Origin of the sequence: Massilia sp. 9I (assembly GCF_902506415.1) — a bacterium.
GTDB lineage: Bacteria > Pseudomonadota > Gammaproteobacteria > Burkholderiales > Burkholderiaceae_D > Telluria.
The window spans coordinates 1,906,983-1,931,746 of the sequence record NZ_LR733275.1 but is presented as its reverse complement, the minus strand read 5'-3'; the positions used below and the strand labels follow the sequence as shown (position 1 = coordinate 1,931,746).

Genomic DNA, 24,764 nt, shown 5'->3' with positions numbered 1-24,764 from the left:
GAACTCCATTGTCGAGATAGTTGCTATCATGTTAATGTAACACCTGCGCTGAGGGAATGGAGCGGGCACGCGCGGCACGCCAAGCGCGCGTCGGAGGCGGGTCACAGCGCCGCCTACTTGGCGAACACGACTTTTTCCTTTATACATACCCGGTTTTCATCTCTCCAGGCGACGACGTCCCGCATGAATCTCCAGCCCCCTTCCCTGCGCCTGACGGCAAGCACCGTCGTCAGCGCCACCTGCGTCGTCGCCCTGCTGTATTTCGGTCGTGAAGTGCTCGAGCCGCTGGCTCTCGCGCTGATCCTGAGCCTGGTCCTGGCGCCGCTGGTGCGCAGCATGACCCGGATCGGCCTGGCGCGCATGCCGGCAGTGCTGCTGTCGGTGGCCCTGGTTGCCACCTGCGTGGGCGGGGTCGGCGCGGTGCTGTTCGACCAGCTGGTGACGATCACGCGCGACCTGCCGCAGTATCGGGCCGCGATCAAGACCAAGGTGGCCAAGGTGCGTGAACTGGTGGAGCGCCCGATCAGCCGCATCGAGGCGGAACTGAGCGCGGTATCGCCCGTCACGGCGGCGGAGGCGGCGCGCGTGAGGCGCGGCAACCTGGTGGTCAATCCGAACCAGCCGCTGCCGGTGGAAGTGCGCACGCCGCGCACCATGAAGGACACGCTGGGACGCGTGATCAACCTGGTGTGGGGACCGATCGGCGAAGCCGGCGTGGTGCTGATCCTGCTGGTCTTCATCCTGCTTGAACAAGGCTCGCTGCGCGACCGCCTGGTGCGCCTGGCCGGCCAGGCCGAAGTGAGCCGCACCATCCGCACCCTGGGCGACGCCGCCCAGGGCGTGTCGCGCTTCTTCTTCTCGCAGTTCATCGTCAACGCGACCTTCGGGGCAGTGATGGGTGTGTCGCTATGGCTGGCCGGGGTGCCCCACGCGGTACTGTGGGGCGTCCTGAGCGGGGCGCTGCGCTTCGTGCCCTACCTGGGCGTGCTGCTGGCCGGCGCGATCATCGCCGTGTTCGTAGCCGCCATCGATCCCGGCTGGTCGCTGGCCGTCACCTGCATGGCGATGTTCCTCGCTTTCGAACTGGTGCTGGCAAACTTCATCGAGCCCAAGGTCTACGGCCACAGTTCGGGCCTGTCGCCGCTGGCGGTGATCGTCTCGGCCCTGTTCTGGGGCGCGCTGTGGGGCCCGGTCGGCCTGCTGCTGTCCACGCCACTGACCCTGTGCCTGGTGGTGGCGGGCCGCCACGTGCGCGCGCTGGCGCCGATCACGATCCTGCTGGGCGACGCCCCCGATATGTCAGACGCCGAGCGCTTCCACCAGCGCGTGCTGGCGGGCGAAGCCGATGAACTGACCAAGGATGCGCGCACCTACGTGCGCCGCTACAGCTTCGCGCGCTACTGCGACCACGTGCTGCTGCCCGGCCTGCGCATGGCGGTGTCGGACCTGGGCACGGGCACCATCGACAAGGCGCAGGAGGCGCGCATGCGCGCCGTGATCGCCAACATCGCGGAGACGGTCGCTTCGGCATCGAGCGGCAGCGTGCGCAACCGGCGCAAACCGGTGCCGCTGCTGGACGCGAACATCGGCGCCCACCTGCGCCAGATGCGCGAAGCGCGCTTCGGCCGCTGGCAGGGATCGCTCGACGTGCCGCTCGGTTCGATCGTGCTGTGCGCCGGCCTGCCGTCGGAGCGCGACGAATTCCTGACCGAACTCCTGGTGCGCGCGCTGCGCGAAGGCGACGTCGACGCGCGCAGCCTGGTGGTCGGCGCCGAGCTGGAGCGCCCGGAAGGCAGCACCCCGGAGCTGGTTTCGACCGTCTTCATCACCTATCCGCGCCAGGACAACTTCGACGCCTGGCGCGCCGCGGTGGCGGAACTGCGGCAGGACCTGCCGGAGGCCCTGATGGTCACGGTGCTGCTGCCCTATGACGAGCAGTTGCCGAAGCGGGCGCTGGTCGAGGCCTATGTCGACATGATCCTGCGCTCCTTCGAGGAAGGCCTGGCCTTCGTGGCGCCGGACCGCGGCGCGGCGGTCAAGGCAGCCGGGACGCCGGAACTCGCGCGTTAAGCGAGCTGGGTAATCAAATTTGTTGTTTTCCGGCCGTGTTGATGTGAAAAATCACGGCCTTTTTGCGGCAGTCTTTACGGTTGACGATCTTTCCCACGTAAAATGCTTTCCTATCGGCATTAATCTTTCTCGTGGCGGAATATGAAATCGGTTCAACAAGAAGTCGACGAACGCAGCAACCTGACCAGCAATAACAAGTTCGAGCTCCTCCTGTTCCGCCTCGGCGGCGACGAAAACGGCGAGCGCAGCGAACTGTTCGGCATCAACGTATTCAAGATCCGCGAGATCGTGGCCATGCCCGAAATCACGGCCGTGGCCGGCTCGATGCCGCACGTGCTGGGCGTCGTCAACCTGCGCGGCCAGATCATCCAGGTGCTGGACTTGCCGGCGATCGCCGGCGTCAAGCCCAAGACCGGCCTGAACATCATGCTGGTGACGGAGTTCGCGCGCACCACGCAAGCCTTCGCGGTCGAGAGCGTCGAGGAAATCGTGCGCCTGGACTGGAACCAGGTGATGTCGGCCGAGCGCACCGCCGCCAGCGGCATGGTCACCAGCATCGCGCGCCTGCCGGAAGAAGCCGGCCAGCCGGGCCGCCTGGCACAGGTGCTCGACGTCGAGACCATCCTGCGCGACATGAATCCGGATTCGGGTCCGGAGATCAACCAGCAGATGGTCGGCTCCAAGATCCAGATCCGTCCGGGTTCGGTCGTGCTGGCCGCCGACGATTCGGTGGTCGCACGCGCCCTGATCGAGCAGGGTTTCGAAGCGATGGGCCTGCCCTTCATCATGGCCAAGAGCGGCAAGGACGCCTGGGACCAGCTCAACAGCATCGCCAGCAGCGCCGAAGCCGAAGGCAAGAGCATCCACGACAAGGTCGCCCTGGTGCTGACCGACCTCGAGATGCCGGAAATGGACGGTTTCACCCTGACCCGCAACATCAAGAAGAGCGCGCGCTTCACCGGCCTGCCGGTGATCATCCACTCCTCGCTGTCGGGCACCACCAACGAAGAGCACGTCAAGAACGTCCAGGCCGATGCCTACGTCGCCAAGTTCTCGGCGGAAGACCTGGCGAACACCATCCGCCGCGTCCTGCGCCAGTAAATCTCGCGTCAAACAACGGTCGGCCATGCGGCAGCGCCTGGGGGGAAACTCCCCGCGCTGCCGCTATCATTTGCGGCGTCGGTCAACCCGAAGTGCATGAAAGTCGTTCTGTTGTAACAAACGCTAACATAATCGACGAGTGCCCTACTGCCAACGGATATAATATTGACAACAAGCCGGTACGACAGCATCGGGGGTATCGGCCAGGCGGAGGGCAACTTCCGCCGACTGGACAAGCGGGCGCACATCCCCGCGGAAAGCGAACAATGCCGCAACGACGACGAGACGACGACACCGCAGTGACTGCCGAGTACGCCTTCTTCCTGGCGGAGACCCGCGGCCTGCGCTTCGCCCTCGATTACCTCGACAACTGCCACATCCCGCGCGACGTCTTGCTGCGCAGCGTCGACCAGCCCGAGCATCGCCGGCGCACGGAACGGCGCAAGTATCCCCGCAACGACTGACTCCCCAAGCGTCCTGCCCTTTCTCCGGCTCCGTGCTACCTTTAGCTGCTGGAGGAGGACTCGCCCATGCAGCAATCCTACCGTTGGCGGCCCGAGGAAGGGCCCGGACTCGAACACCTGCACCTGGCCTACCGTGAAGACGTGATCGTCGCCGACGCCGTCGTCATCGGCGACCGTGGTGACGGCGCCTTCGGCTGCAGCTACCGCATCTGCTGCGACCTGGGCTGGCGGGTGCGCTCGCTCGAAGTGCACGCGGCCGGCGGCGCCTCCCTCGTGCTCACCAGCGACGGCAACGGCCACTGGCACGACGGCGACGGACGGAGGCAGCCGCAGCTGGACGGCTGCATCGACGTCGACATCGCCGCCACGCCCTTCACCAATACCCTGCCCATCCGGCGCCTGGGCGCTGCGCTGGCGCAGCGCAGCATCATCGCGGTCGCCTACGTTCCACTTCCCTCGCTGAAGGTGGAGCGCGCCGAGCAGGCGTACACCCGGCTCGCAGCGGGCCGCTACCTGTACGAAAACGCCGACGGCAGCTTCGAATCCGAACTGGAAGTCGACGCCGACGGCCTGGTCCTGCGTTACCCCTCGCTGTTCGCCCGGCTCGATACGCCATGAGCGGCGCCGGCGCGCAGGCTTTCCTGCACGCGCTCCAGCAGGGATGCGAGCTGGGCTCGCTCCGCCGCGTCAAGTCCCGCCAGTGCCTGGGCCGCGAGAGTAACCCCATGCCCGTGCAGCTCGGCGTGCACCGCCTGGCCGTCGGCGCTGAGATACAGACGCGTACTGCGACGGTCGAGCTCATCGGCCCGCGCCTCCACCAGGCCCTTCTCGCGCAAACCCTGCACCAGGCGCGTCACCTGCGCCTTGTCGCGCCCGGAACGCTGCACCAGGTCGCGCTGGGTCGCACCCGGGTGGCGGGCGATGTAGCCGAGCGCCCGGTTTTCCATGTGGGTCAGTTCGTGCTGTGTTGCGCGCAGCGAACGGTACTGCTGGGCGCGGTACAAATGCATGATCTCGTGGATCGCTTCGAACACGCCGCCGTCAAGGATGGCCGCACTCTGGTTGACATCATCAACTAATTTTTCCATAATGGGTGACATTATCAACTAATTTGGATCAGTATGGAACACGCACACCGCAAGGGCGTCCAGCGCGTCCGCCGCGAGCTGCACATCCGCGACGTCGCCGTCAGCAACATCCAGCCTCTGGGCGACAGCTTCCTCAGCATTAGCTTCCAGGGCGAGGGCCTGGCCAACTTCGTGTCTAGCTCCTTCGACGACCACGTCAAGTTCATGTTCGACGGCCCGGACGGCCAGCAGGTCCGGCGCGACTACACGCCGCTGTGGTACGACGCCGCCACGCGCGAACTGACCCTCGAATTCGCCCTGCACGACAGCGGTGGCGCTTCCGATTGGGCCCGCAGCGCCACGCTCGGCCAGCCGGCCATTATCGCAGGTCCGCGCGGCTCGATGATCATTCCGGAGGACGTCGACTGGCACCTGCTGACGGGCGACCGCGCCGCCCTGCCCGCCATCCGGCGGCGCCTGGCCGAGCTGCCCGTGGGGAGCCGCGTGATCGCCGTCATCGCCGCCCAGGGCGCCGATCGCCTGCCGCTGTCGACGCAGGCGGATGTCGAGGTGCACTGGGTCGACAGCGACGCGGCGCTGCTCGGCGCGCTGCGTGGCCTGAAGCTGCCCGCGGGCGAAGGTTTCGCCTGGTTCGGGGGCGAGGCGGCCACCGCCAAACAGGTGCGCGCCCTGCTGCTCGACGAGAAAGGCATGCCCAAGGGGGCGCTGCGGGTCTCGGCCTACTGGAAGCAAGGTGTTGCCGATCACCACGAGAATCTCGAATAAACCGGGATTGCTGCCACCCGGGCAATGACTTAAGACCTTGATTTGGCTATAATTTCGGCCTTCGCATCCAGGATCCCCGCCATGTCACTGCTCGACCACCAGCTTGAACTGCTGTCGCCCGCCAAAACCGCCGAGATCGGCCGCGAGGCGATTCTCCACGGCGCCGACGCGGTGTACATCGGCGGCCCGGCCTTCGGCGCGCGTCACAATGCCAGCAATCCACTGGAAGACATCGCCAGCCTGGTCGAGTTCGCGCATCGTTACCGTTCGCGCATCTTCGTGACCATGAACACGATCATGCACGACAGCGAGCTCGAGCTCGCGCGCAAGCAGATCTGGCAGCTGTACGAAGCCGGCGTGGACGCCCTGATCATCCAGGACATGGGCCTGCTGGAGATGGACCTGCCGCCGATCCAGCTGCACGCCAGCACCCAGTGCGACATCCGCACCGTGGAAAAGGCGAAATTCCTGGGCGACGTCGGCTTCTCGCAACTGGTGCTGGCGCGCGAGCTCACCGTCGAGCAGATTCGCAAGATCAAGGCCGAGGTGGACACCCCGCTGGAGTACTTCGTGCACGGCGCGCTGTGCGTGGCCTTCTCGGGCCAGTGCTACATCTCGCACGCCGACACCGGCCGCAGCGCCAACCGCGGCGACTGCTCGCAAGCCTGCCGCCTGCCCTACACCCTGAGCGACGGCCAGGGCCGCGTGGTGGCCTACGAAAAGCACCTGCTGTCCATGAAGGACAACGACCAGAGCCGCAACCTGGAAGCCCTGGTCGACGCCGGCATCCGTTCCTTCAAGATCGAGGGCCGCTACAAGGACATGGGCTACGTGAAGAACATCACGGCTCACTACCGCCTGCTGCTGGACGAGCTGCTCGAGCGCCGCCCGGAATTCGCGCGCGCCGCCAGCGGCAACACGCGCGTGCTGTTCACCCCGGACGTCGACAAGAACTTCCACCGCGGCCACACCGACTACTTCGCGCTCGGCCGCCAGGAAGACATCGGTGCCTTCGATTCGCCCAAGTACATCGGCGTCGAGCTGGGCACCGTGACGCGCATCGGTCCGGACTTCATCGAGCTGGCCGCGAATGCAGCCATGGCCAATGGCGACGGCCTGAATTACATGAACAAGCGCGAGACCGTCGGCATCCAGGCCAACACCGTGGAAAAACTGGGCGAAGACGCCGACGGCCAGCGCTGGCGCGTGTTCCCGAACGAGATGGTAAAAAGCCTGGCCGGCCTGAAGGTCGGCACCATCGTCCACCGCAACCGCGACCGCCAGTGGGAATCGGCGCTGAACAAGAAGTCGTCCGAACGCAAGGTACGCATCGACCTGCTGCTTGCCGAACAGCCGGGCGGCCTGCGCCTGACGATCCGCGACGAGGACGGCATCGAGACGGTACTCGGCGCCGACATCGCCCTGCAGCCGGCCCAGCAGGCGGCGCAGGCGGAAAGCGCGCTGCGCACCAATATCGCCAAGCTCGGCAACACCATGTTCGAAGCGGGTGCGGTGGAACTGCAGCTGTCCCAGCCCTGGTTCGTACCGGCTGCCGCCATCAATGCGCTGCGCCGCGACGCCGTCGCCGCCCACGAAGCGGCGCGCCTGGCCGCCTGGGACCGTCCGGAGCGCAAGGCGCCGGTGGAACCGCCTGCCGTGTATCCGGAGGAGCACCTGAGCTACCTGGCCAACGTTTACAACGAAAAGGCGCGCGCGTTTTATCAAAAGCACGGCGTGCAGCTGATCGACGCGGCTTACGAGTCGCACGAAGAGCCGGGCGAAGTGTCCCTGATGATCACCAAGCACTGCCTGCGCTTCTCCTTCAACCTGTGCCCGAAACAGGCCAAGGGTGTCCAGGGCGTGCAGGGCCAGGTCCGCGCCGAGCCGATGACCCTGGTCAGCGGCAACGAGCGCTATACCCTGCGCTTCGACTGCAAGCCTTGCGAGATGCACGTGGTGGGCGCGATGAAGGACAACATCCTGAAGTCGCCGCCGCCGTCGGCCGTGCCTTACAGCCCGCTGGTCTTCCACAAGCAGCGTCCACGCGCCTGATTTTTTACCGTTCGGTAAAAAAATAACGCCGCCCGGTTGCCCGAGGCGGCGTTTTTCATTGCAGCGAGCGCCTGTCAGTCGACCGTGGCGCCGCTCTGCTTCACGACCTTGCCCCAGCGATCGTGCTCGGCAGCGACGAACTTGCCGAAGTTCTCAGGCGTGTCGCCCACGAAGTCCGAACCGGTATCGGCCAGCACCTTCTGGAACTCCGGACCCTTCATGACCTTGATCGCCTCGGCGTTGATCTTGTCGACCACGGCCTTCGGGGTCTTGGCCGGTGCGAACATGCCGTACCAGGCATAGGATTCGATCTGCGGCAGGCCCGCTTCGGCGAAGGTCGGCACGTCCGGCAGCAGCGGCGAGCGCTTGGCGCTCGAGATCGCGATCGCTTTGACTTTGCCGCTCTTAATGTGCGGCATGATCGCGATGGTACTGTCGAACATGATCGGAATATGGCCGCCCAGCAGGTCGGAAATGGCCGGCGCCGAACCTTTGTACGGCACGTGCGTCATTTCGAGCTTGGTCACGCTGGAGAACAGCTCGCTGGTGAGGTGCTGGGGCGTACCGTTGCCCGAAGAGCCGTAGGAGAACTGGCCCTTCTTCGACTGGATGTAGGCCATCAGTTCCTTCAGATTCTTGGCCGGCACCGAGGGGTGGGCGACCAAGACCAGCGGCACGCGCAGCAGGTTGGTGACCGGCGCCAGGTCCTTCAGCGGGTCGAAGTTCATGTTCTTGTACAGGCTCGGGTTGATCACGATCGGTGCGCTCGAGGTGATCAGGAGGGTCTGGCCGTCCGGCTTGGCGCGGGTCACCGCCGCCGTGCCGATGTTGCCGCCGCCGCCCGCGCGGTTATCGATGATGAAGGTCTGGCCCAGTCCCTGGGTCAGCCCCTTGGCCAGCGGACGCGCCGCGATGTCCGACGGACCGCCCGGTGGCCACGGCACGACCACGGTCACCGTCGAGCTTGGCCAGGCTTGCGCCAGGGCGCTGCAGGAAATCACCGATGCCGCCACGGCGCAGGCAAGTTGTTTGGCGGTGCCAAGAAGTAGTCGCATAGTCTCCGTCCTTGTTAATGAATTGGCATGAGTGGACAGTGTAGCGCATTCGGGGCAGCGCAACACAGCGGCTATTACGTACGTGTTTGCATCGGCGAACGAGCGCCGCCCCGCGCCCGTTAGGCGAATTACAACGCTATCGTCAATTTCCGCAAAAGAAATGTAGATTTATTATTGGAAATATACTACGCTGTAGGAACTCTCCTACTTTCCGATCAATAATGGACCGCAGCTACCCCTACAGCCGCCGCCTGCTAGCACGAGCCCGCCTTCACAAGCGCATGGCTGCCGTCGCTGCGACGGTTATGGTGGGCTCCACTGTTGCATTCATGTTGAGCTGGAAGCCCGACCCGATCGCCAGCGCGATGGAACCGGCGGCAGTCCATCTGGCCCTGGCTGACGGCCCGGCGACCGTGCGCGGCGTGCGCCGCATCTATCCGTATTCCGTGGTTCCCGGCGGCGTCTCGGGGCAGGCCGAACTCAAGCGCGTAATCCGCACCGACCGCGTGGTCGCTGCCCACTACGCCGAATTCGACGTCGACAAGGCGCGCCCCGTCGCGGTCGGGAAAGCGCGTGAAGTCTACGTGTCCTACCGCAAGGGCGGCCAGGTGTTCTGGACCGCGCACAAGGTCAAGCTGGCCGAGGGCGAGACCCTGCTGAGCGACGGCCGCAACGAAATGCGCGCGCGCTGCGCCAACCGCATTTCGGACGTCGCCCAGTACCCGGTGGAGCCGCACCGCCCGGCGATGGAAGAACTCGACGACGCAGCCGACCTCGACGAAGGCGAGGAATATGCGCTCGGCCCGGACGGCCTGCCCGTCTCGACCAGCGGCGGCATCCCGCGCCACACCGGCCAGCGCGGGCCGGGCCGCGGCGGCGCCAGCGGCATCAGCGCGCCAGCCGCCACCGGCCAGGCTGACACCATGCTGGCGAGCAGTGCTTCCTCGCCAAGCGCCGGCATGAGTTCGGCGATGGGCATGTCCGGATCGTCGAGCAGTACCAGCAACCGTCCGCGCCCGGCCGCCACTTCGCCATCGACGACGACCAACCCGAATACCTCGGGCTCCGACGGCAGCGGCGGCAGCTCGTCCGGCGCCCAGCCACCCGTGAGCGGCGGCGCGGACCCGGTTCCCGTCCCCGAGACGGAAACCGTGGTACCGGTGACGCCTCCCGAGCCCATGCCCGACACTGGCCTGCCGCCGGTCACCACGCCGCCGGTCATGGGCAATCCTGACCCGGCGCCCCAGCCGGAACCGGAGCTACCGGTGTTCACGCCGAATCCCCTGCCGCAGCCGGGTACGCCGCAAAGCGGCGGCGGCAGCACCGAAGGCCAGCCGCCGCTGACGCCGCCTGCCGGCCCCGGTCCGCTGTTCCCGCAACCGGGCGGCGATACCGGCCCCTTCATTCCGAAGCCGGACCTGAACCCGCCGCCGCCCCAGGAAAGCGTCGAGGAACCGCAAGCCCCGGCCGACGTGCCGGAGCCGGCCAGCATCTGGCTGTTCGGCGGCGCGCTGGCTGTGCTCGTGGCGCTGCGTCGCCGCGCCCGGATCACCCTGGGATCTTGAGCCCGGCCGCCACGGCTGGACGGGCGCGGAAGACTTCCAGCGCCGCCTGCACCCGCGGGAAATCCTTGAAACCCACCAGCTCGCCCGCGTCGTAGAAGCCGACCAGGTTGTTCACCCAGGGGAAGGTCGCGATGTCCGCGATGCTGTATTCCTCGCCCGCGAGCCACTGGTGCCTGGACAGCTGGCTTTCCAGCACGCCCAGCAGGCGCTTCGATTCCGCCACGTAGCGGTCGCGCGGCCGCTTGTCCTCATACTCACGGCCGGCGAACTTGTGGAAGAAGCCCAGCTGGCCGAACATCGGCCCGATCCCGCCCATCTGGAACATCAGCCACTGGATCGCCTGATAGCGCCCGGCCGGGTCCTGTGGGAGGAACTTGCCGCTCTTCTCCGCCAGGTAGATCAGGATCGCGCCGGATTCGAACAGGGGCAGCGGTTTGCCGCCCGGACCGTTCGGATCGAGGATGGCCGGGATCTTGTTGTTCGGATTGAGCGAGAGGAAGGCCGGCGACATCTGGTCGCCCGTCTCGAAGCTGACCTTGTGTGCTTCGTAGGGCAAGCCGGTTTCCTCTAGCATGATCGAGGCCTTCACGCCGTTCGGCGTGGGCAGCGAATACAGCTGGATACGGTCGGGGTGTTGCGCGGGCCACTTGGCGGTGATGTCGAAAGCGCTGAGCTCGTTCATGGTGTCGTCCACACGAATTGATGGACTGCCAACGATAGCAAACTTCCTACAATCCCGCCGGGGGCGGCCCGGTTTTGCCTTTCTACCCGAACAGCTTGGCGGCGGTCTTCGCGATCAGTTCGCCCTGGTGGCGTGCGCCACCCAGTTCGTTCTCGCTCGGCTGGCGCTGGCCCTGGCCGCCGGCGATGGTCGAGGCGCCGTAGGGGCTGCCGCCGACGATCTCGTCCAGCGTCATCTGGCCCGCATAGCTGTACGGCAGGCCGACCACCGTCATGCCGAAGTGCAGCAGGTTGGTGATGATCGAGAACAGGGTGGTTTCCTGGCCGCCGTGCTGGGTCGCGGTCGAGGTGAAGGCGCCGCCGACCTTGCCGTTCAGCGCACCGCGCGCCCACAGGCCGCCGGTCTGGTCGAGGAAGGCCGCCATCTGCGAGGGCATGCGGCCGTAGCGGGTCGGTGCACCGATGATGATGGCGTCATAGTCGGGCAACTCGTCCACGGTGGCGATCGGCGCGGCCTGCTGCAGCTTGAAGTGGCCGTTCTTCGCGATCTCTTCCGGCACGGTTTCCGGCACCCGCTTGACGGTCACCGTGGCGCCGGCCGCGCGTGCGCCTTCGGCCACCGCATTGGCCATCTGTTCGATGTGGCCGTACGTCGAGTAGTACAGCACCAGCACTTTCGCCATGTCTTCCTCCCTGTGGTGATCGGCAAAACCCCTATTCTGCGGCGAACAGGTTTTTTGCGGCACGCGAGAGGAAAGACCCCGTCAGATCCAGTAGATCAGGGCAGCCAGCGCGACGACCAGCGCCACGCGGGTGATGTTATAGACAGTCTTGTTCCAGGCCTTGAGGCGGCGGCGGTACTGGCCCATGTAGAAGGAAATGCGGAACAGCTTGCTCACCAGGCCGACCTGGTCGCCGGTTTCGTTGGGCGAAGCGGCGGCGGTCATCACGGTGCGGCCGAACCAGCGGTTGAAGGCGCCCATCCAGCGGTAGCGCATCGGACGCTCGACGTCGCAGAACAGGATGATGCGGTCGCTGTCGCTGCCATTGATCGCCCAATGGATGAAGGTCTCGTCGAACACGACGCCCTGGCCGTCGCGCCAGCTGTGGCGTTCGCCGTCGACTTCGATGAAGCAGCGGTCGTCATTCGGCGTGGCCAGGCCCAGGTGGTAGCGCATCGAACCTGCGAACGGGTCGCGGTGCGGGTTGAGCTTGCCGCCCGGCGGCAGCTCGGCAAACATCGCCGCCTTGACCGAGGGAATCGATTGCAGCAGCGCATAGGTCTGGGGGCACAGGCGCTCGGCCGAGGGATGGCTGGCGTCATACCATTTCAGGTAGAAGCGTTTCCAGCCGTTCTTGAAGAAGGAATTGAAGCCGGCGTCGTCGTTCTGCTCGGCGGCCTTGATTTTCTTGAGGGCCAGCAGGTTCTCCGCTTCGGCGCGGATGATCGGCCAGTTTTCCTGCAGGCGCGACAGTTCAGGGAACTCGCTCACCGGAATAAAGGGTGTGCTCGGGACCCGCGAGAACTTGTGCATGAAGATGTTGATCGGCGCCATGAACGACGAGTGGTCGAAGATCTGGCGACGGAAAGGCAGGCGCACACGGCCGCGGAAGTGAATGTGCAGGATCGACAGAAAATAAAACCCGACCACTAACCACTTCATTGCGTCCTCCGCCCTTGCTGGCTTGCCTTGATAAGGGACGCAGGATACCACAACGCCCAGTCAGCCGTCGAAGGCCGGGGCCTTATTCCGCGGAACTATGTTGCGCCGGTTAGGCACTGGGCCGAAACCGGCGCTGGATCGCTACAGGCAGTCCGGCATAGGGCCGGACTCAGGGAAACTCAGTGCTGGACCGAGGTGATCGCATACCCTTTTTCGCTGATCTGGCCTGCCACGTTGTCAATATCGTAGTCTTCCAGCTGGTCGGCGTCGTCGGCCACCTCGATGGCGCGAACTTCGATTTCCCAGTCGGTATTGGTGGCTTCTTCAGGGATGTTGCGGGCTTCCGGTACTGCCAGGTAAGACAGTTTGCCGTCGCTTTCGGGTCGGCGGTAAATATCCAGGCGCATAGTCGTTTCCTCAAAGTCAAAGCCCGCTTTCCCGATGAAAGCGGGCATTTCCACAGTAGAAGATCTAAGCGCTGTCGTCTGTTAATTGACCCACACTCAGCCGGACACCGGTTCAACGGCCAGGCGAGGCGCCGAGTATGCGCGCCGGCAACATGACGATGGCGCGCAGCAGCTCGAATACGGCCTCGACGCCGATGCCGAGCAGCCGGAACGGCAGCAGGAGCAGCCAGACCAGCGGATACAGCACCAGGGCAAGCAGGGCAATGGGCCAGCACAGGAACAGCAGGACCAACCATAGCAGGAAACCTAACATTGTTCTCGTTCCTTTGAGAGTTATTTCTGCCGGTGGCAGAGATGACGGGTAGGAGAACTGTAAGTTACCCAGGTGGGCGCCACAATCCGTGTGCGACGGACGGGGCAAAAGGCGGGGTAAATGGGAGATTTTGCAGGGTAGGCGGATTGCCGCCTACCCCATGGGAGTTACGCGAAGGCCGCGACCTGCTCCGTCACGCGCTGGTTCACCACCTGCGCCCGCAGCGAGGCCTGCAGCGACGGGATCGACCCGCCGGCGCGGTACTGGAAGGCCACGTGCACCAGGTCACCCGCCTGCACCTTCACCGGCTCGGCCAGGGGCAGGGTCATGTAGTGATTGAGCCAGTCGATCGTATTCGATTCTTCCTGGACGATGGCCAGCACGTTCTTGGTAATGAAACGCATGGCATTGAGCGTACCGCTCTTCTCCGCCACGATCCCGCCTTCCCAGGCGAAGATGCTGTCGACCGGCTGGCTGAAGTCGATCAGGCTGTACACGGCCGGCTGGCCCAGCTCGACGGTGCCCGGATAGACCACGCCGGTTTCCTGGAATTGCACGATCGGCGCGTGGAAGCCTTCGAAATCGTATTCCTGCTCGATCGGCTGGGCCGCCATGATCACCGCTTCCGGCAGGAAGATCGGCAGCGGACCGCCGAACTTGGCCAGGTAGCGGCGCTTGAAGGATTCGATCACTTCGACCTGCTTCTCGCGCAGCATGGCGACGTGGATCATCTCGCAGATGACGACGTCCACCGGCTCGGGCGGCAGGTAATCGAAGGCGTCGGCGTGGATCACCTCGACCTTGTGGCCGTTCTGGTTGATCGCCAGGAACTTGCGCGCCTCGCGCACCATGTCGGGATTGAACTCGACGCAGTAGACCTTTGCAGCCTGCTGAGCCGCAAAGAAGGACAGCACCCCGGTGCCGCCGCCCAGTTCCAGCACCTTGGCGCCCGGCTTGACAGCGTAATGGATGGCAGACTTGAAGCTGTGCATCCGGTTCTGGTCCATCAGCATGTTGTGATGGTAGTGCACTGGAATGAACTGCCCCAGGTAGCAGCTTTCGATTTCGCGTTCGTTCAGCATCGGTATCCTCGACGTACGGTTTGTACAGTGAAGCCATTATGGCCAAGGATGCATGCCGTCCAAGCGCGGAGCTGGAGGGTGTTTACCGTCCAGTTCCCCGTGGAAATGTAAAAACGTTAGCGTTTGAAGGAAGAAATGCTCGCCGCAATGTCGGTCTGGCCGGCGCGTTCGGCAATCTGGGCGGCCGTCAGCCCTTCGGTATTCTTGAGCAGCGGATTGGCGCCCTGCTCCAGCAGCAGGCGTACCAGGCCGGGCTGGCCCTCGCGCGCGGCCATCATCAGGGGTGTGTAGGAGCCGCTTTCGCGTGGCGAGACGGCGTCCAGCTTGGCCTTGCGGGAGATCAGGAGGCGCGCGATGTCCTCACTGCCGCTGGCAGCGGCGTAGTGCAAGGGGGTCCAGCCGGCGCGGTTGACCTGTGCACCCTTGGCCAGCAGCGCCTCGGCGGCGCGCTTGTTGTTCTTGTAGGCGGCCATCATCAGGGCCGTGTTGCCATTCATGGCCTTGGCTTCGAGGTCGGTGCCGGGATGCGCCAGCAGCGCATCGAACACCCGCATCGCGCCTTCGCGCACCGCCAGCACCAGGGCCGGCTCGCCGCCGACCGGGTTGATCTCGTTGGCGTTGACTTCCTTGCCAACCATGTCCCGGACCGCGGACACGTTATCGACCTGCACCGCGCGGAAGAACTCCGCGATTTGCTCGGGCGTTGCCGCCGCTGCGGAGGCGGCAGTCAGGAAGGCTGCGAACAAGGAGATGGCGCGGCGCGATAGGGTCATGGCTCAGGCTTTCGCAGTCTGGAATAGCTTGAAGAAGTTCTCGCTGGTCTGCGCCGCGACGTCGCGCAGCGACACGCCCTTCAGGTTGGCGATGAACTCGCCCACGTGGGCCACGTAGCCCGGCTCGTTCATCTTGCCGCGGAAGGGCACCGGCGCCAGGTAAGGCGAATCGGTCTCGATCAGCATGCGCTCCAGCGGCACGTGTCGCGCCACTTCCTGCAGTTCCTTGGCGCTCTTGAAGGTGACGATGCCGGAGAAGGAGATATAGAAGCCCTGCTCCATCGCGGCCTGGGCCACTTCCAGCGATTCGGTGAAGCAGTGCATGACGCCCGCCACGCCGCCCGCATCGGTACCGGCGCCCTCTTCCTTCATGAGGCGGATCGTGTCGGCGGAAGCGGAGCGGGTGTGGATGATCAGCGGCTTGCGGGTCTCGCGCGACGCACGGATATGGGTGCGGAAGCGCTCGCGCTGCCATTCGAGGTCACCCTCGAGGCGGTAGTAGTCGAGTCCGGTTTCGCCGATGGCGACGATCTTCGGGTGGTCGGCCAGCTCGACCAGCTGCTGCACGGTCGGCTCGGGAGTGTCTTCGTAGTCGGGATGGACACCGACCGAGGCAAAGATATGTGGATGCTGTTCGGCCAGGGCGAGCACCTGCGGGAAGTCCGGCAGGTCGACCGACACGCACAGCGCGTGCGTGACCTTGTTCTCGGCCATCTTGGCCAGGATCTCGGGCATCCGGGCAGCCAGCTCCGGGAAATTGATGTGGCAGTGGGAATCGATAAACATCCGGGTATTGTACCCGGAGGAGTGGGGGCAGGCATGACGCCTGCCCTGCGCCACGGGCTTATCCGGCGACGCGCTTGCCCAGGATGATCAGGTCGCGCTCGATCCCGTCCAGGTTGGCCACGCGTGGGAAATGCGCCCACTTCTCGAAGCCGTACTTGCCGAACAGGGCCAGGCTGGGCGCGTTGTGACCGAAGATGAAGCCCAGCAGCGTGTGCACGTTCACGTTCGGGGCAAAGGCGATGGCCAGCTCCAGGCAGTAGCGCCCGATGCCCTTGCCGCGCGCCTGTTCGGCGATGTAGATCGACACCTCGGCCGTGCCCGAATAGGCCGGGCGGCCGTAAAAGTTGGAATACGACAGCCAGCCCAGCACTTCCGGGTGCTCGCTCTTGTCGTCGGCGTCATGGATCACCCACAGGGGCCGGCGCTCCGGCGTATGGTCAGCGAACCATTGTTCGCGCGACTGGACCGTGATGGGTTCCGTATCGGCGGTGACTTCACGCGAGGCGACGGTGGAGTTATAGATGTCGACGATGAGCGGCAGGTCGTCGCGGGTGGCCAGGCGGTGGACGTAGGACGGCATAATTAAGCGCAGCTGATACAAGGACCAGCAAAGATTAGAAATATTGAATCAGAGGGTATGGGTCGCGCGCGACGATCGCAGCGCGGCGCCGAGGATTTCTTCGATGCGCAGCTTGGCGCGCTGCCCGGCTTCGTCGGCCGGAAAATGCACGCCGATGCCCTGCGCCTTGTTGTTGTTCGCGCCCGCCGGGGTGATCCAGGCAACCTTGCCGGCGATCGGGTATTTGTTCGGATCGTCCATCAACGACAGGATCAGGTAGATCTCGTCGCCGATCTTGTAGGGCTTGGTGGTCGGCACAAACATGCCGCCGTTCTTCAGGAAAGGCATGTAGGCCGCGTACAGCGCCGCCTTTTCCTTGATCGCCAGCGACAGCACGGACGGCCGCGGCTGCTGCGGGGCGTTCGGCTCTACGGGGTTGGCGCTCATCGGATTCCTTTCATGCACAGCACGAAGTGTACTCAAGCAACATATCTTCGACAAATAATTTTGCCGAAAGCGGGTGATCGGCCACGGCGCGGCGCTCGTTGGCGGCCTTGATCGCCCGGTTCAGCTTGGCACTCGATACCCGACCCGCCAAGGCCGCAACTTCCTTCTGGTAGCGCGGATAATAGCGGATCCGGCCGGACAGCTTCATCGACAGCACATCGTACAGCCAGCGCTGCTGCCACGCGACCAGCGCCGACAGCTGGGCCTTGGCCAGCTTCTCGGCCGCGCGCAGGGCGCCGTCCACGGCGGGGTTCGCCAGGAAATGCAGCAGCGCGTCCATGTCTTCGCGGCTGCCAGCCTCGGCTTCCGCCAGGGCGGCCAGCGGCGCACCGCCCTGCTCGCGCAGCCAGCTGTCCGCATCCTGCACGCCTTGCGCCTTCAGCCAGGCCAGCGCTTCGTCGTGACCCGGCATCGGCAGCGCGAACTTGCGGCAGCGCGACAGGATCGTCGGCAGCAGCCGGTCCAGGCTGTTCGAGGCGAGCAGGAACACGGTGCCGGGAGGCGGTTCTTCCAGGGTCTTGAGCAGCGCGTTCGAGGCCGGCATGTTCAGCGCCTCGGCCGGGTACAGCACCACCACCCGCAGGCCTTGCCGGTGGGTCGAGATGTTCATGAAGTCGGCGAGCGCGCGCACCTGCTCGATCTTGATCTCTTTCGAGGGCGCCTTGGTCGACTTGGACTTGGTGGTGGACTCCGCGCCTTCCTCGCCCTCGCCCGCCGGCTCGTCTTCCAGCGCCTCGGGGCGCACGCGGCGGTAATCGGGGTGATTATTCTGCAGGAACCAGCCGCAGGATGCGCATTCGCCGCAGGCATGGCCGTCGGGGCGCACGTTCTCGCACAGCAGGGACTGCGCGAAGGTTTCCATGAAGTCGGCCTTGCCAACGCCGGCCGGGCCGTGGAACAGGATGGCATGCGGCAGGCGTTCGCGCATCTGCTGCAGGCGTTCCCACGCCGCTTGCTGCCAGGGGTACATCGTCACAACAATTTCTCCAACACTTCTGCCAGGCGCAACTGGATGGCCTCGATCGTCTGGGTCGAATCGACCACCACGATGCGCTCCGGATGCTCCGCTGCGCGGCGCAGGTATTCGTTACGGCATTTCTCAAAAAAATCGGCCTGCTCGCGCTCGAACTTGTCGAGGGTGCGGGTGGCGTCGAGGCGCTGGCGCGCCACCGCCAAGGGCACGTCGAACAGCAGGGTCAGGTCCGGCTGCAGGGTCGGATGGACCCACTGCTCCAGCGCTTCCATCTTGGCCCGATCGAGGCCGCGGCCGCCGCTCTGGTAAGCGAAGCTGGCGTCCGTAAAACGGTCCGACAGCACCCAGTCGCCGCGCTCCAGCGCGGGCGCGATCACCTGGGCGATGTGCTCACGGCGGCTGGCGAACATCAGGAGCGCCTCGGTTTCCAGGTGCATCTTCTCGTGCAGTAGCAGGTCGCGCAGCTTCTCGCCCAGCGGCGTGCCGCCCGGTTCGCGCGATGAGACGACCGTCTTGCCGCGCGATGCCAGGAACTCGGCGACAAAGCCGATGTGGGTCGATTTGCCGGCGCCGTCGATGCCTTCGAAGGTAATGAACTTCCCGCACTGCGTCATTGGGTGGTCCGTCGCTGGAACTGGTTGACTGCCCGGTTGTGGTCGTTCAGGTTGTCCGAGAACTGGCTGGTGCCGTCGCCGCGCGAGACGAAGTACAGGGCCTGGGTCTTGGCCGGCGCCAGTGCGGCCGACAGCGACTGCACGCCCGGCAGCGAGATCGGGGTCGGCGGAAGGCCCACCCGGGTATAGGTATTGTAGGGCGTGTCGGTCTGCAGGTCCTTCTTGCGGATGTCGCCGCCGAAGCGCTCGCCCATGCCGTAGATCACGGCCGGATCGGTTTGCAGCATCATGCCGACCCGCAGGCGGTTCACGAACACGCCGGCAATCATGTTGCGCTCGCTCTTTTGACCGGTTTCCTTTTCGATGATCGAGGCCATGGTCAAGGCCTCGTACGGTGTCTTGTAGGGCAGGCTCGGATCGCGCGCTTCCCAGGCAGCCTTCAGGTGGTTCAGCATGGCCTGGTGCGCCTGCTTGTAGATCGCCAGCTCGGACGAGCCCTTGGCGAACAGGTAAGTGTCCGGGAAGAACAGGCCTTCGGGCGTGGTGTACTCGTTCGAGATCTTCTTCATCAGCTCTTCATCCGTGAGCTTGACGGTGTCATGGCGCAGGCGGTCGTGGGCGGCCAGGGCGGCGCGCATCTGCTTGAAGGTCCAGCCTTCGACGATGGTGACGGCTTCCTGGGCGAATTCGCCGCGCACCAGTTGGCTCAGCAGGCGGCGCGGCGAGGTGTTCGGCTTGAGCTCGTAGCTGCCGGCCTTGATGCGGCCCGCTTCGCCGGTCACGCGCGCCAGGATGTTGAACAGCTGCGGCTGGACCGGCACGCCGGCCTTGACCATCTGCTGGGCGGCGGCGCCGACGCCGCTGCCCGGGTTGATGCTGAACTCGATTGCCGGGCCTTCCGTCGTCAGCGGGCTCTTGGCCCAGTACGAGAAGCCGGCAACCGCGGCCACCGAGACGATGACGCCGGTGACCAGTAATTTTTTGATGAATGCCATGGATTGTTTTTTTGGTTTTCGCCTTGGGTTTTGCCCCGAGTTTGACCTCTTCGGGCGCGATTTTGCCGACATCTTTATAATGAGCCCGTAATGATAAAGCTTATTTGCTACTGAATTGCTAATACTAACTGGATTTATGAGTAACTGGACAGATACCCTCTCCTCGCTCGGCGCCCGCTTCCATATTGACGAAGCCGCCCAGGTGGAAGATTTCGGCCGCGCCTTGAGCGCCGCCGAGCTGGCCGATGGTTTCGTGGCGACCGTCACCGACCTCGGCATCATCGCCGTCGCCGGCGAAGATGCCGCCAGTTTCCTGCACAACCAGCTGACCAACGACGTCGAGCACCTCGGCCAGGCTGAAGCCCGGCTGGCCGGCTACTGCACTCCGAAGGGCCGCCTGCAGGCCACCTTCCTCTACTGGCGTAGCAGTGAAGAAAATCGGGACGCAGTGTACCTGCAGCTGCCGCGCACGATCCAGCCTCCGCTGCAAAAACGCCTGACCATGTTCGTCCTGCGGGCCAAGGCCAAGCTGCGCGACGCCACCGAGGAAGCGCCGTTTGCGGCCGTGCTCGGCCTGGGCGGCGCCAAGGGCGAGACCGCGCTGCGTCGCCATGTCAATACGCTGCCCGACGCGCCCTATGGCAAGGTCAGTGGAGAATTCGGCACCGTGATCCGCCTGGCGGATGTCTTCGGCGCACCGCGTTACCTGTGGTTCACGAGCGCAGAGACCGCGACCGCGGCCCTGCCCGGTCTGTCCGGCGAGCTGGCCCTGGGCGGAAACCAGGCCTGGCACCTGGCAGCTATTCATGCAGGCGTCCCGCAAGTGACCGCGGCCACCCAGGAACAGTTCGTCCCGCAGATGGTGAACCTCGAGCTGCTGGGCGGCGTCAACTTCAAGAAGGGCTGCTATCCGGGCCAGGAGATCGTCGCGCGCAGCCAGTACCTGGGCAAGCTCAAGCGCCGCACCGCGCTCGCCACCGTCGCCAACCCGGCGGCGCGCGCCGGCGACGAGGTGTTCTCGATGGTCGATCCGGGCCAGCCCTGCGGCATGGTCGTGAATGCGGCCGCCAACGGCCTGGGCGGCGCCGACCTGCTGGTCGAGATGAAGCTCGACGCGCTTGGCGAGGATGTGCGCCATGGTGTGGCCGGTGGACCGGCCCTGGCTTTCCAGCACATGCCCTACCACCTCGACGCGATCGACATTTAGCAATGATCGACCTGTACGTCTACTACAAGGTGAGCGAGCCCAACGCCGCCAGCCTTGCACCCCGGGTGCGCGCCATGCAGGCGCAGCTGGGCCTGCCTGCACAGCTGAAGCGCCGCCCCGAAGCGCGCGACGGCCTGCAGACCTGGATGGAAGTCTATCCATCCGTACCGGGCGGCTTCGCGGCCGCCGTCGAACAGGCGGCGCAGGATGCCGGCCTGCTTGCATACATCGAGGGGCCGCGCCGGTCCGAAATCTTTACGGACCTGGACCTATGTGCCTGATCGTCTTAGCCTGGCAGGTGCTGCCGGGCGTGCCCGTCATCGCCGCGGCCAACCGCGACGAATTCTATGACCGCCCGGCCACCCCGGCCGCCCCCTGGCCCGAGCATCCGCATGTGATCGCGGGGCGCGACCTGCAGGGTGGCGGCAGCTGGATGGGCGTCACCACCACTGGCCCCAACGGCCCGAAGTTCGCGGCCCTGACGAATATCCGCGGCCCGCTCGAACGCCGCGAGAACGCCCCTTCGCGCGGCGAACTGGTGGCCGGCTTCCTGACCGGCGGGCTGTCGGCGGCCGATTACCTGGACGAGGTGATCGCGCGCGGCGACGTCTACAACGGCTACAACCTGGTGCTGGGCGACCGCGACACCCTGTACTGGTATTCGAACCGCGGCGGCGAAGACCCACGCAACGGCAAGCCGCTCGAGCCGGGCCGCATCTACGGCATCTCGAACGGCCTGCTGGACGCGCCCTGGCCCAAGGTCTTGCGCACCAAGGCGCAGTTCGCCAGCCTGCTGTGCCAGGGCGCGCCGGAAGACGCCTATTTCGAAATGCTGGCCGACACCACCCGCGCGCCCGACCTGCGCCTGCCGGAAACCGGCATGCCGATCGAAGTCGAGCGCATGCTCTCGCCGGTCTGCATCGAGATGGAAGGCTATGGCACCCGCACTTCCACCGTGGTGAAGCTGTACCGCGAGGGCGAGCCGGAGCTGCACGAGCGCGTGGTGCAGCCAGATAGCAAAGCGGCTTGAGCTAACTCAGCGAGCGCCCCGATCCCCCCACCCGTGGGGGCATTACATTTACGCGACATATTTACAGCCAGGCCCGATGTTACATTGTTTCCCTGTGGCAACCACATAAGGAAACGATATGAAAACTTCATTCAAGCGCCTGGCAGTGCTCTCCCTGCTGGCCGCAGCCGCGCACACGCCATGGACGGTGCAGGCGGCCGAGCCCGCGACCAAATGGGTGACCGGCTACTACGGCGGCTACTTCTGGGACAACGGCGACTACCAGGCTCCCGAGCATGTTGACATGACCGCGATGACACACTTCGTGTTCGCGCGCATCGGTCCGGGCGGCGGCAAGAGCGGGAAACCGGGCGAGATCGTCCTCGGCGCCGGCAGCGCTCATGACCGCCGCGACCTCGGTCCCGGCGCGGCATGGGACAAGACGGTCGAGGAGTACATGATCATGCGCGCCCACCAGGTGGGCACCAAGGCCCTGATCATGCTGGGCGGAGAAGGCGACAACGCCGGCTTCATCGCCTCCTCGCAGCCGGGCGTGCGCGCCACGTTTGTAAAGAACCTGGTCGACTACATGGTCGCCAAGGGCTACGACGGCGTGGACGTCGACTGGGAAGGCATCGCCGACAAAGCCGTCGAAGAGCAGGCCCTGCTGGAAGCCCTGATCGCCGATATCCGTGTGGAGGCCAATTCGCGCCCGCGCTATCAGGCGCAGCCGGTGATCATCACCTTCCCGGCCGGCATGCTGAACACCAATATCGACAAGGTCCTGGACCACCACAAGCGCGTGGCCAACCTGGTCGACCAGTACAACTTCATGAGCTATGGCATGGGCTGGTTCGGCCAGGGCTGGACCTCGACCACCTTCGCGCCGCTGACCGGCCACAAGGGCTCGCGCCCGATGTCGATCGCCAGCACGATCCAGATGTACGAGGACCAGGGCATCCCCCGCTCCAAGCTGGGCATGGGCCTGGGCTTCTACGGCATGAACTACGCGCCGCCCTACACCGGGCCGGACCAGGAGACCGACGGCGACCTGAGCCAGTGGTCCGTGTTCGACGTGCGCTGGAACTACGCGCAGCTGTACAAGCACGGCTACCTGGACAAGGGCATCTATGCCTGGGACGCCGCGACCCAGACCAGCTACCGCACCTACCCGGGCGGCTACACCCCGGCCACCCGTACCGACTGGGCCACCGGCTACCTGAGCTACGAGGAGCCTGCCACCATCGCCGCCAAGGGCGCCTGGGCCCATTCGAACCGCGCCGGCGAAGGCGCGGCCGGCACCATCATCTGGCTGGTCAACTACGGCACCACCGACGGCGTCAACAATCCGCTGCTGACCGCGACCAAGAAAGCCTTCCTGGATCCGAACGCGGTCGAGCCGGGCCCGTACCCGAACCCGCTGCCGCCGGCCCCTAGGCCGACCGTGTCGGTCACCTTCGATAAGCCGAACGACTGGGGCAGCGGCTGGTGCGGCACCATGACGGTGAAAAACGTGGGTGACGTGGCCGGCTGGTTCGTGGCCGAGACCGACTTCCCGGATACCATCACCGCGCTGTGGAACGGCAGCTACACGCTCGAGAACAAGAAGCTCGTCGTGAAGGGCATGAACTGGAACAAGATGCTGCGTCCGGGCGACTCGACCGAGATCGGCTTGTGCGCGACGCGCCCGGCCAAGCCGGTGGAACCGCCGCCGCCACTGCCGGCAGGTGCGCTCACCGCGAAGCTGGTCATCACCGGCGACTGGGGCAGCGGTTACTGCGCCAAGGTGGCGGTGACCAATACCAGTGCGGTGAAAGCGGTGCGCTGGACCGTGCAGCTACCGGTGCAGGGCACGCCGAGCGGCCTGTGGAACGGCAAGTACACGCTGGAGAACGGCATCATGAGCCTGTCGGGTGCGGACTGGAATCCGGATCTGGCGCCGGGGGCGACCAATGATGATGCGGGGTTCTGCGCGGCGCGTTAATTCGATCCCGATTAGTTAATTAGCAGTACGACCGTCGTCCCGGCGAAGGCCGGGACCCAATTTTGCTGGCGCACCGATAACGCATGCAGAACTTGGGTTCCGGCCTGCGCCGGAACGACGGGCTAAGGGCTTCGTTTAACGCCTGCCTTTGATCCCGGCTCTCAGCATGTCCGTCACCTGCGGCGTCGCCGCATACGGATCGGCCGGCTGGCTTCCCTGCACGATCGCCTCAAACCGCTCCTCCGCCGCCTGCAAAGCCTGCGGATGCGAGTAGATGTAGAAACGCCCGTCTCGGATCGCATCGAAGGTGATCCGCGCCACGTCAGCCGCCGTCACCTTGCCCGACTCCACCGCCTTCTCCGTCAACAACTGCGCCGCCATCTGGCTAGGCGTGATCCGTTCATCGGCCGCCAGTTCATCCGGGCGGTTACGGTGGGACTGCGCGATCCCGGTCGGCACAAAATACGGGCACAGCACCGACGCCTTGATCGGCGCATCGACCAGGCGCAGGTCCTGGTACAGCGTCTCGCTAAGCGCCACCACCGCGTGCTTCGACACGTTGTAGACGCCCATCGCCGGCGGCGTCAGCAGGCCAGCCATCGAGGCCGTGTTCACGATATGTCCTTCGAAATCGCCGTCGCGCGCCGCGCATTCCAGCATCACGCGGGTGAACACGCGCACGCCATGGATCACGCCCCACAGGTTCACGCCGAGCACCCATTCCCAGTCCTGCTCCGAGTTCTCCCAGATCAGGCCACCGGAACCGACGCCCGCATTGTTGAAGACCAGGTTCACCTGGCCGAAGCGGGCGATCGCCGAGTCGGCCAGTTCCTGCACGTGCGAACCCTTGCTGACGTCGCACACCATCGACAGCACCTCGGCGCCCCCAAGCAGCAGCTCCTCGGTGGCGTGTTCGAGCGCCTTGGCCTGGACGTCGGCCAGCACCAGCTTCATGCCAAGGCCGGCCGCCGTGTTGGCGAACTCGCGTCCCAAGCCGCTGGCCGCGCCGGTGATGACGGCTACCTTGCCGCGAAAATCCTTCATGCTCGC

General features: G+C 65.3%; 27 protein-coding genes. 11 read left to right on the top strand and 16 right to left on the bottom strand.

All coding sequences use genetic code 11. The features are described from left to right. Nucleotides 1–183 precede the first annotated feature (183 nt). The 4 genes from GV068_RS08750 to GV068_RS08735 all read left to right on the top strand — a co-directional run bounded on the left by GV068_RS08750 (nucleotide 184) and on the right by GV068_RS08735 (nucleotide 4,253). The gene (locus GV068_RS08750) at nucleotides 184–2,070 is read left to right on the top strand and encodes an AI-2E family transporter (RefSeq protein WP_159696953.1); all 1,887 of its coding nucleotides are present in this window, start codon (nucleotides 184–186) and stop codon (nucleotides 2,068–2,070) included. 141 nt (nucleotides 2,071–2,211) lie between these two features. Further along, nucleotides 2,212–3,171, top strand: coding sequence for a chemotaxis protein (locus tag GV068_RS08745; RefSeq protein WP_159696952.1), 960 nt, complete (start codon nucleotides 2,212–2,214; stop codon nucleotides 3,169–3,171). Nucleotides 3,172–3,437: 266 nt separating this feature from the next. After that, on the top strand, nucleotides 3,438–3,635 hold the full coding sequence (locus tag GV068_RS08740; protein WP_159696951.1) for a hypothetical protein: 198 nt from the start codon (nucleotides 3,438–3,440) through the stop codon (nucleotides 3,633–3,635). Nucleotides 3,636–3,701: 66 nt separating this feature from the next. Beyond that, on the top strand, nucleotides 3,702–4,253 hold the full coding sequence (locus tag GV068_RS08735; RefSeq protein ID WP_159696950.1) for a putative glycolipid-binding domain-containing protein: 552 nt from the start codon (nucleotides 3,702–3,704) through the stop codon (nucleotides 4,251–4,253). On the opposite strand, the gene GV068_RS08730 is transcribed toward GV068_RS08735, so the two are convergent. Further along, nucleotides 4,217–4,723: a MarR family winged helix-turn-helix transcriptional regulator gene (locus tag GV068_RS08730; RefSeq protein ID WP_201303263.1), complete on the bottom strand. Its 507-nt coding sequence runs from the start codon at nucleotides 4,721–4,723 to the stop codon at nucleotides 4,217–4,219. The two genes, GV068_RS08735 and GV068_RS08730, sit on opposite strands and share 37 nt — an antisense overlap. Before the next feature lie 33 nt (nucleotides 4,724–4,756). On the opposite strand from GV068_RS08730, the gene GV068_RS08725 reads away from it, so the two are divergent. Both GV068_RS08725 and GV068_RS08720 read left to right on the top strand, forming a co-directional pair. After that, complete coding sequence (locus tag GV068_RS08725) at nucleotides 4,757–5,488, top strand: siderophore-interacting protein (RefSeq protein ID WP_159696949.1); 732 nt, start codon at nucleotides 4,757–4,759, stop codon at nucleotides 5,486–5,488. Between the two features lie 81 nt (nucleotides 5,489–5,569). Beyond that, complete coding sequence (locus GV068_RS08720) at nucleotides 5,570–7,540, top strand: U32 family peptidase (protein WP_159696948.1); 1,971 nt, start codon at nucleotides 5,570–5,572, stop codon at nucleotides 7,538–7,540. A 74-nt stretch (nucleotides 7,541–7,614) separates the two neighbouring features. On the opposite strand, the gene GV068_RS08715 is transcribed toward GV068_RS08720, so the two are convergent. After that, nucleotides 7,615–8,595 carry a tripartite tricarboxylate transporter substrate binding protein gene (locus GV068_RS08715; RefSeq protein ID WP_159696947.1) on the bottom strand — a complete coding sequence of 327 codons (981 nt, stop codon included), beginning with the start codon at nucleotides 8,593–8,595 and terminating at the stop codon, nucleotides 7,615–7,617. A 329-nt stretch (nucleotides 8,596–8,924) separates the two neighbouring features. On the opposite strand from GV068_RS08715, the gene GV068_RS08710 reads away from it, so the two are divergent. Beyond that, nucleotides 8,925–10,160: a PEP-CTERM sorting domain-containing protein gene (locus GV068_RS08710; RefSeq protein ID WP_159696946.1), complete on the top strand. Its 1,236-nt coding sequence runs from the start codon at nucleotides 8,925–8,927 to the stop codon at nucleotides 10,158–10,160. Here the strand turns inward: GV068_RS08710 and GV068_RS08705 are convergent. The 13 genes from GV068_RS08705 to mltG form a co-directional block, all read right to left on the bottom strand. Beyond that, nucleotides 10,144–10,842, bottom strand: coding sequence for a glutathione S-transferase N-terminal domain-containing protein (locus tag GV068_RS08705; RefSeq protein ID WP_159696945.1), 699 nt, complete (start codon nucleotides 10,840–10,842; stop codon nucleotides 10,144–10,146). The two genes, GV068_RS08710 and GV068_RS08705, sit on opposite strands and share 17 nt — an antisense overlap. Nucleotides 10,843–10,924: 82 nt before the next feature. Continuing rightward, nucleotides 10,925–11,524 carry an NAD(P)H:quinone oxidoreductase gene (gene wrbA / locus GV068_RS08700; protein WP_159696944.1) on the bottom strand — a complete coding sequence of 200 codons (600 nt, stop codon included), beginning with the start codon at nucleotides 11,522–11,524 and terminating at the stop codon, nucleotides 10,925–10,927. A gap of 81 nt (nucleotides 11,525–11,605) precedes the next feature. Beyond that, nucleotides 11,606–12,505 (bottom strand): lipid A hydroxylase LpxO, encoded by a 900-nt coding sequence (gene lpxO / locus GV068_RS08695; protein ID WP_159696943.1) that lies wholly within the window; start codon nucleotides 12,503–12,505, stop codon nucleotides 11,606–11,608. 179 nt (nucleotides 12,506–12,684) lie between these two features. Continuing rightward, nucleotides 12,685–12,912: a DUF6139 family protein gene (locus GV068_RS08690; RefSeq protein ID WP_159696942.1), complete on the bottom strand. Its 228-nt coding sequence runs from the start codon at nucleotides 12,910–12,912 to the stop codon at nucleotides 12,685–12,687. 112 nt (nucleotides 12,913–13,024) lie between these two features. Beyond that, entirely contained in the window at nucleotides 13,025–13,225 is a 201-nt protein-coding gene (locus GV068_RS08685) for a hypothetical protein (protein ID WP_159696941.1), read from the bottom strand. Between the two features lie 167 nt (nucleotides 13,226–13,392). After that, entirely contained in the window at nucleotides 13,393–14,307 is a 915-nt protein-coding gene (locus GV068_RS08680) for a methyltransferase domain-containing protein (RefSeq protein WP_159696940.1), read from the bottom strand. A gap of 116 nt (nucleotides 14,308–14,423) precedes the next feature. Next, nucleotides 14,424–15,080 (bottom strand): ankyrin repeat domain-containing protein, encoded by a 657-nt coding sequence (locus GV068_RS08675; RefSeq protein WP_159696939.1) that lies wholly within the window; start codon nucleotides 15,078–15,080, stop codon nucleotides 14,424–14,426. Nucleotides 15,081–15,083: 3 nt separating this feature from the next. Next, nucleotides 15,084–15,866: a TatD family hydrolase gene (locus GV068_RS08670; protein WP_159696938.1), complete on the bottom strand. Its 783-nt coding sequence runs from the start codon at nucleotides 15,864–15,866 to the stop codon at nucleotides 15,084–15,086. A 58-nt stretch (nucleotides 15,867–15,924) separates the two neighbouring features. Next, nucleotides 15,925–16,446 (bottom strand): GNAT family N-acetyltransferase, encoded by a 522-nt coding sequence (locus GV068_RS08665; protein WP_159696937.1) that lies wholly within the window; start codon nucleotides 16,444–16,446, stop codon nucleotides 15,925–15,927. A gap of 48 nt (nucleotides 16,447–16,494) precedes the next feature. Beyond that, entirely contained in the window at nucleotides 16,495–16,872 is a 378-nt protein-coding gene (locus tag GV068_RS08660; protein ID WP_159696936.1) for a PilZ domain-containing protein, read from the bottom strand. Nucleotides 16,873–16,882: 10 nt separating this feature from the next. Beyond that, complete coding sequence (locus GV068_RS08655; RefSeq protein ID WP_159704772.1) at nucleotides 16,883–17,902, bottom strand: DNA polymerase III subunit delta'; 1,020 nt, start codon at nucleotides 17,900–17,902, stop codon at nucleotides 16,883–16,885. Nucleotides 17,903–17,904: 2 nt separating this feature from the next. Continuing rightward, a complete protein-coding gene (gene tmk / locus GV068_RS08650) occupies nucleotides 17,905–18,519 on the bottom strand; it encodes a dTMP kinase (protein WP_159696935.1) in 615 nt (204 codons plus the stop codon). Continuing rightward, a complete protein-coding gene (gene mltG / locus GV068_RS08645; RefSeq protein WP_201303262.1) occupies nucleotides 18,516–19,514 on the bottom strand; it encodes an endolytic transglycosylase MltG in 999 nt (332 codons plus the stop codon). Before mltG ends, tmk begins: the two co-directional genes overlap by 4 nt. A gap of 136 nt (nucleotides 19,515–19,650) precedes the next feature. On the opposite strand from mltG, the gene GV068_RS08640 reads away from it, so the two are divergent. The 4 genes from GV068_RS08640 to GV068_RS08625 all read left to right on the top strand — a co-directional run bounded on the left by GV068_RS08640 (nucleotide 19,651) and on the right by GV068_RS08625 (nucleotide 23,714). After that, nucleotides 19,651–20,721, top strand: a complete 1,071-nt coding sequence (locus GV068_RS08640) for a folate-binding protein YgfZ (RefSeq protein WP_159696934.1) — start codon at nucleotides 19,651–19,653, stop codon at nucleotides 20,719–20,721. A 2-nt stretch (nucleotides 20,722–20,723) separates the two neighbouring features. Continuing rightward, entirely contained in the window at nucleotides 20,724–21,002 is a 279-nt protein-coding gene (locus GV068_RS08635; RefSeq protein WP_159696933.1) for a DUF4936 family protein, read from the top strand. Continuing rightward, nucleotides 20,993–21,751 carry an NRDE family protein gene (locus GV068_RS08630; RefSeq protein ID WP_159696932.1) on the top strand — a complete coding sequence of 253 codons (759 nt, stop codon included), beginning with the start codon at nucleotides 20,993–20,995 and terminating at the stop codon, nucleotides 21,749–21,751. The genes GV068_RS08635 and GV068_RS08630 overlap by 10 nt, the downstream gene beginning before the upstream one ends. A gap of 118 nt (nucleotides 21,752–21,869) precedes the next feature. Continuing rightward, nucleotides 21,870–23,714 (top strand): glycosyl hydrolase family 18 protein, encoded by a 1,845-nt coding sequence (locus tag GV068_RS08625; protein WP_159696931.1) that lies wholly within the window; start codon nucleotides 21,870–21,872, stop codon nucleotides 23,712–23,714. A 135-nt stretch (nucleotides 23,715–23,849) separates the two neighbouring features. On the opposite strand, the gene GV068_RS08620 is transcribed toward GV068_RS08625, so the two are convergent. After that, nucleotides 23,850–24,758, bottom strand: coding sequence for an SDR family oxidoreductase (locus GV068_RS08620; RefSeq protein ID WP_159696930.1), 909 nt, complete (start codon nucleotides 24,756–24,758; stop codon nucleotides 23,850–23,852). Nucleotides 24,759–24,764: the final 6 nt, after the last annotated feature.